The organism is Arthrobacter sp. AOP36-C1-22 (assembly GCF_052377515.1).
In the GTDB taxonomy this organism is placed as follows: Bacteria; Actinomycetota; Actinomycetes; order Actinomycetales; family Micrococcaceae; genus Arthrobacter_H.
On the sequence record NZ_JBQSWW010000003.1, the window covers coordinates 164,420 to 171,069 of the forward strand.

Consider the following 6,650-nt stretch of genomic DNA (forward strand, 5'->3'; position numbering starts at 1 on the left):
GCCGCTACCGCCGCCGACCTATTTGCCTAGGAACTTATCAAAGCCCTTGGGCAAGTTCAGGTCCGAGGGATTGAAGTCCTGCCCGCCCTGCTGCCCGAAGGAGGCACCCGTCGGGGCCGACGGAGCAGCCGACTTGCGGTTCTTGGAATCCAACTCCGCCTGGGCGGCCTTGGCCGGGTTACCGAACTTCTGCTTCTTCTTATTCGAGCCCTTGCCCTTCTTGGCACCACCCCGGCCACCACCACCTGGCATGCCCGGCATCCCACCGCCAGCGGCCATGCGCTTCATCATCTTTTGTGCTTCACCAAAGCGCTCGAGCATCTGGTTGACCTCGGAAACGCTCACGCCTGAACCCTTGGCGATACGGGCTCGACGAGAACCGTTGATGATCTTCGGCGCCACGCGTTCGTGCTGGGTCATCGAGCGGACGATGGCTTCGATCCTGTCGATCTGACGCTCGTCGAATTGCTCGAGCTGCTGTTTGGAGATGGCGGCTCCGGGCATCATGGAGAGCATTTTCTTCATGGAGCCCATTTTTTTGATTTGCTGCATCTGCGACAGGAAGTCGTCCAGAGTGAAGTCCTCACGGTCGGCGAACTTCTGCGCCATCCGTTCGGCTTCGCCCTTATCCCAGTTCTGCTCAGCCTGTTCGATGAGCGTCATCATGTCGCCCATGTCCAGGATGCGGCTGGCCATCCGGTCCGGGTGGAAGACCTCGAAGTCACTGAGGTTCTCACCGGTGGAGGCGAACATGATCGGCTTGCCGGTCACTGAGGCAACGGAGAGAGCGGCGCCACCGCGGGCATCGCCATCGAGCTTGGAGAGCACGACACCGGTAACGCCGACGCCTTCGTTGAAGGCCTGGGCCGTGTTGACAGCGTCCTGGCCGATCATCGCGTCGATGACGAACAGGACCTCATGCGGATTCACTGCCGAGCGGATGTCGGCAGCCTGCTGCATCAGCTCCTCATCGACACCCAGCCGACCGGCGGTATCGACGATGACCACGTCGTGCTGCTTCTGTCGTCCCTCGGAGACACCGTTGCGGGCGACGACGACCGGGTCCCCGGTGGCCTCCTCGAATTCGGAGGAGACACCGGGGTGTGGGGCGTAAACCGGGACGCCTGCGCGTTCGCCGTTGACTTGGAGCTGTTTGACGGCGTTGGGCCGCTGCAGGTCACAAGCCACCAACAGCGGGGTGTGCCCCTGGGCCTTGAGGTACTTGGCCAGCTTGCCCGCCAGCGTCGTCTTACCGGCGCCTTGCAGGCCCGCCAGCATGATGACCGTCGGTGGAACCTTGGCCAGGTTCAGCCGGCGGGTCTCTCCGCCGAGGATGCCCACCAGTTCCTCGTTGACGATCTTGATGATCTGCTGGCCCGGATTCAGCGCACCGCTGACCTCGGCGCCCAGCGCACGTTCCTTGACCTGGGCGGTGAAGGCACGCACCACCGGGACGGCGACATCGGCGTCGAGTAGGGCGCGCCGGATCTCCCGGACGGTCCCGTCGACATCGGCTTCGGAAAGGCGTCCCTTGCCGCGCAGGCCCTTGAAGGTCGCTGTCAGCCGGTCGGAGAGAGAATTGAACACGTGAGCTGAACTACTTTCGTGTGGGTGGCTGCGGGAAACCCCGCTGGACTCGACTACCAAGGTTACCAAGGTCCAACGTGCCCAACGGTATCGGCCAGCGGGGGCAGACACGGTGGGCGCAATGGTGGCAAGCTAGGCAGGTGAGTGAAGCAAAGAAATCCCATGTCAAGACGTTACTCATCCTCGGCGCCTCAGGGGACCTGACCGGGAGATTGCTGCTGCCCGGTCTGGCTGCCCTCATCTCCAAGGGAGATCAGCCTGACTTGATCCTCGCCGGGGCCGGCTCCCCGGATTTCACCCCCAAAGATTGGTCCAACCGCGTCACCGAGGCCTTCGCCGACGCACGGACGAAGGCTTCCGGAGACGGTGCCGCACATTTGGACCGCATTGCCCGGCAGACGACGTACACGGCCCTCGACGTCACCGCACCGGGCGAACTCGGCAAACTACTGGCCACGTGCGAGGGCCCGATCGCCCTGTATTTCGCGCTTCCCCCGACGGTCAGTCAGAAAGCCTGCGAAGTCCTGACACCGGAAGAAGTCCCCGAGGGTACCTCGCTGGTCATGGAGAAGCCCTTCGGTTCCAGCGCCGAATCAGCCCACGCCCTGACCAAGACACTCACCCGCCTGGTGCCCGAGGAATCCATCCAGCGTGTGGACCACTTCCGCGGCAAGGCCACGGTCTTCAACATCCTGGGCCTACGCTTCGCCAACCGCTTCCTAGAACCGCTGTTCAGCAGCGAACACGTGGCGAAGATGGAGATCTTCTACGACGAAGACCTGGCCCTGGAGTCCAGGGCAGGATACTACGACCATGCCGGTGCCCTACGGGACATGATCCAGTCACACCTCTTGCAGATCTTGGCCCTGCTGACCCTCAACGCCCCCGCCACTTTGGGCGAACGGGATCTACGCGACCACATCGGTTCGGTCCTTCGGGCGACGAAGGTCCCCACCGACTACACCAAAAGCACCCGGCGTGCCCGCTACACCGCTGGGACGAGCCGCGGACACCATGTGCCTGACTACACCTCCGAAGACGGTGTGGATCGGACCAACAACACCGAAACCCTGGCGGAGATCGAAGTCGAGATCAACAACTCCCGCTGGTCTGGCGTACCGTTCATCCTGCGTTCGGGAAAGGCCCTGGCCCAACCCCGCAAGGAAGCCGTCATCACCTTCAAACCGGTCGCCCACCTACCGCAAGGCTTCACCGGCAACGACTCCCCCACCCGCCTGCGCATCGGTTTCGGCCCGGACATCCTTCAACTCGAGCTAGACGTCAATGGCCCCGGGGACATGTACAACCTGGACCGTGTCGGTCTTTCAGCCCAGCTCAACACCCCCGACCTGCTGCCCTACGGTGAAGTCTTGGCGGGCGTACTGGCCGGGGACCCGACGCTGTCGGTTCGTGATGACACCGCCGAACAATGCTGGCGGATCATCGAGCCGGTATTGGCCGCCTGGTCGAACGACGAGGTCCCGATGGAGGAATACCCCGCCGGCTCCAACGGACCCACCCACTGGGTGACTTCCCAAGAAGTCGAGCTGGAGAGCGAACCGATGGAAGGCCTCCTTCCGGGCACCGAACTCTCACCACAGGACGCTCCTCCAGCAGCCGGCTGACCCCTCCGTACCCGCTGCTAAGCTGGCCTCAGGTGGACGAAACGGTCCTGCCATCCGGCACGTCCTCTGCAACAGCGACCGTGATCTTCGAAGGTGTGCTTGGAGCACACCGGAGGTGGTGAACGAACACATGGCAACCAAACCAGTAGTCGTCGGCATCGATGGCTCCAACGACTCCAAGGCAGCTCTTCAGTGGGCCGTGGAGTATGGGAAGCGCTTCGACCTTCCGGTCTACGCTGTGGCGGTCTGGGAACTTCCGTTGGCCTTCGGGAATATGGCCACCTACCCAGAGACCGGCGCACAAGTTGAGGAACGCACCAGCAAGGTCCTCAACGAAGCAGTTCAAGAAGCCGTCGGCGCAGATTCCGGAGTGCTTCAACGCACGGAACGTGGGCACCCCGCCAAAACTCTGGTGGAAATCTCGGAGTCCGCCGAGCTCTTGGTCTTGGGCACCAGAGGTCGCGGTGCTTTCAGGGGCATGCTGTTGGGCTCCGTCAGTCAGCATTGCGCGTCTCATTCAAAATGCCCCTTCGTCGTCATTCGGCACCCGGAGAGCGACGTCGAAGCGAAGTAATTGATGTTCGAGTCGCCGTAGGGTCGAAGGACCCTCCGGCGACTCCAGTCTGGCCCCGGATCAGGGCTCTGCCGCCTTGATATGCTGGCTATTGAGTGGACGAGGCGGTCCTGCCAGAAGGCACGTCCACCAGAACCGTGGCCGCAGTCTTCAAGGGTGTGCTCAGTGCACACCGGAGGTGGTGAACGAAATCATGGCAACCAAACCAGTTGTGGTCGGAGTCGATGGGTCCGATGATTCCAAGGCAGCCCTGAAATGGGCCGTGGAATACGGGCAGCGGTACGAAGCTCCTGTAGAGGCACTGGCCGTTTGGGATATCCCGACGAGCTACGGATACTTGGCCGCGTATGCAGAGTCCGGGGAGAAAATCGAGGCGCGGGCACGTGAACTTCTCGAAGAAACCGTCGCCGAAGCCGTTGGAGCAGACTCCACCGTTATTCGGCGGACCGAGCGTGGCCATCCTTCCTCAACGCTGGTCGAAGCGTCGAAAGACGCACAGCTACTGGTCTTGGGCACCCGAGGCCATGGAGCCTTTGCAGGCATGCTGCTGGGCTCCGTAAGCCAGCACTGTGTGGCACATTCGAAATCCCCTTTCGTCGTCGTTCCCAGCGAAAAGGAAGATAAGAAAAAGCGCAAATAGCCGTGCGGCCTGGAGTAGATCGCCGGCGGCCTACTCCAGGCTCAATGCCCTTATTTTATCGCGGTGAACATTCGTCGCGGCGCGTGGTGGAGAAGCAAACGCCGGGCCCGTCATGAAGATGCTGTTTGCAGCTTCGAATTCTTATTGGTTGCCTGTTGAGTTGACGGTTTGAAAAAGTACCCGCTGATAGTGCGCATCACGGCATTGGTGCGTGGACCCGAAGTCAATAACACCGTGGCCGCGGTCAGGGTCAACACAAAAGCAAGTGCAACGACGTTATTCCGTGCCAACACTGCGGGCAGGTACAGTTCGGCGCCCAGCACGATGAACCCGTGCAACAAGAAGACTGGCAACGTGTGACGGCCCACCATGGCCAATCCCGGGGACTCACGCTGCGGTACGAGCATCAGGAACGCCATGATTCCCAGGGATGCTGCGAGAAGAAGTACGGTCCTGATGACCAAGCCTTCTGCTGGATTCACCTCCAAGCTTTCGGCGCTCAAGCTGCCGTAAAACCATTCATGCTTAAGGTGTGCAAAATACAAGACCATCAGGGCTGACGCGGCACCAGCGACTGTTACGCCCTTGAGCACCTTCGTGGAGCTCATGCACCAATCGAGTATCCGTTTGCCGTACGCGTATCCAACAGCATAGAACGGCAGGAAGACCAAAGCTCGCCCCAATGACAGGGGGTAGCCAATCCACGGGACAGCAGTGACTGCGATGGCTAAAGCGGTAGAGACCGCAACGGAAGCCCTGGGAAATTTATCGATGATGGGCGTGAGTAACAACCACCAGATCATCGCCACCAGAAACCAGAGCATCCAAAAAGGAGTATCCCATTCAAACTCTGCGCTCGGTTTAAGGACGCGGGTCGCTCCGAAATATAGGAATTGGAAGAGGACTAACAACACCAGAAGCGGGCCCACTCTCCGGACCAAATTTTTTGGAGTTCCAGTGATCCCAGTGAGGAACGCGAAAGCTGGCATATGAGATGCGTATATGAGCGTCAAAGGGAGACGCACCGTAGTTGCCGACCAAACATTCGTTCCCTCAAGCAAATGTCCGAGGACCACCAGCCCAATCAGGAGCCCTTTGGCAATGTCGAGACGCTGGTCGCGCCGCTTCACCTCAACTGCTTTCATCACACTACGGTAACAATTGGTTGTGTCTGAGGCTAGCAACCAAAAACATCGAAGACTTTCTTCGACGACGTGGCTGGGTCCCCGATAGCAGTCCAGTGCCTATGCGATAGCTAGCTGGATCTCTGCGACCCATGAATCCCACCGGCTGTTCGACGTCTTGCCATCCAGAGATCCGTGGGGCCGTTCCTGATTTTAGATGCTCCGGTACTCCTCGGCGAGATACTTCGCCTCGGCCATCGTGTCGATGATTTCTCCTGCCAGTTGTTCCCGTCTGAATTGGGCGTTGAAGGATTCGATGAACGCGTTCTGCCACGGCGATCCAGGGTCGATAAAAGCGGTCTTCACCCCCGTCGTGGCGCACCAACTGATCAGTGCCTCGGCGGTGAACTCGGGGCCGTTGTCGCACCGCACGTTGGCCGGCTCGATACCGGTCTCGGCGATGATACCTTCCAGCACCGCGACGACGTCGGGTGTAGCGAAGGAGCGGCGTGGCACGATCGCCAGCGCCTTACGCGTGTACTCGTCGAGACGAAAGAAAAACCGGACGTGACGCCCGCAGGAAGTCACGTCGGACTGGAAGTCGAAGCTGAGAACGTGCATTCCGTACAGGGCCGACAGACGCTTCTCCTCACCGGCACCGGGGCCCGTACGGCGTTTCTTGCGCCGCTTGGGTTTGCAAGTCATCCCCTCATCGCGCCAGAGCCTGCGCACGCGCTTGCGGTTCAACGTCATGTCCTGCCACCGGGATTGTCCCAGCAGGTGCCAGCGGGCCTTGAGCCATCCCCAGGCCGGATACTTGGACGCGATAGAGCGTAGATCAGCGCAAAGTTGATGTTCCTCCGCGCTGCTGCCCGGTTTGGTTTTGCGCAGCGCAGAGCGGTTTTGCCCCAATACCGTGCATGCGAATCTTTCGGATGCCCCGAACTTCTCCTGGGCCATGCGCACGGCACGGCGACGAGGTCCGGGGCTTAGAATCTTCCCTTGGCGACCTCGCCCAGGATGTCGTTGGCCAGAACCTGATCGGCCAGCAGCTTCTTCAGCCGGGCGTTTTCCTTCTCAAGTTCCTTCAGCCGCCTAGA

Annotated in this window: 5 protein-coding genes and 1 pseudogene; 3 read left to right on the forward strand and 3 right to left on the reverse strand. The window is 60.7% G+C overall.

The genetic code is table 11. The features are described from left to right. Positions 1 to 18 precede the first annotated feature (18 nt). Positions 19 to 1,587 (reverse strand): signal recognition particle protein, encoded by a 1,569-nt coding sequence (gene ffh, locus ACT3S6_RS03455; protein ID WP_443390251.1) that lies wholly within the window; start codon positions 1,585 to 1,587, stop codon positions 19 to 21. A gap of 140 nt (positions 1,588 to 1,727) precedes the next feature. Here ffh and ACT3S6_RS03460 point away from each other — a divergent pair, with 140 nt between their 5' ends. The 3 genes from ACT3S6_RS03460 (at position 1,728) to ACT3S6_RS03470 (ending at position 4,426) form a co-directional block, all read left to right on the forward strand. After that, entirely contained in the window at positions 1,728 to 3,212 is a 1,485-nt protein-coding gene (locus ACT3S6_RS03460) for a glucose-6-phosphate dehydrogenase (protein WP_444553760.1), read from the forward strand. A gap of 130 nt (positions 3,213 to 3,342) precedes the next feature. Next, entirely contained in the window at positions 3,343 to 3,786 is a 444-nt protein-coding gene (locus tag ACT3S6_RS03465; RefSeq protein WP_218778260.1) for a universal stress protein, read from the forward strand. A 181-nt stretch (positions 3,787 to 3,967) separates the two neighbouring features. Further along, the gene (locus ACT3S6_RS03470) at positions 3,968 to 4,426 is read left to right on the forward strand and encodes a universal stress protein (RefSeq protein ID WP_444553761.1); all 459 of its coding nucleotides are present in this window, start codon (positions 3,968 to 3,970) and stop codon (positions 4,424 to 4,426) included. 110 nt (positions 4,427 to 4,536) lie between these two features. On the opposite strand, the gene ACT3S6_RS03475 is transcribed toward ACT3S6_RS03470, so the two are convergent. Further along, entirely contained in the window at positions 4,537 to 5,571 is a 1,035-nt protein-coding gene (locus ACT3S6_RS03475) for an acyltransferase family protein (protein WP_444553762.1), read from the reverse strand. 99 nt (positions 5,572 to 5,670) lie between these two features. Next, positions 5,671 to 6,650: pseudogene (locus ACT3S6_RS03480) on the reverse strand (IS3 family transposase); the annotation flags it as partial.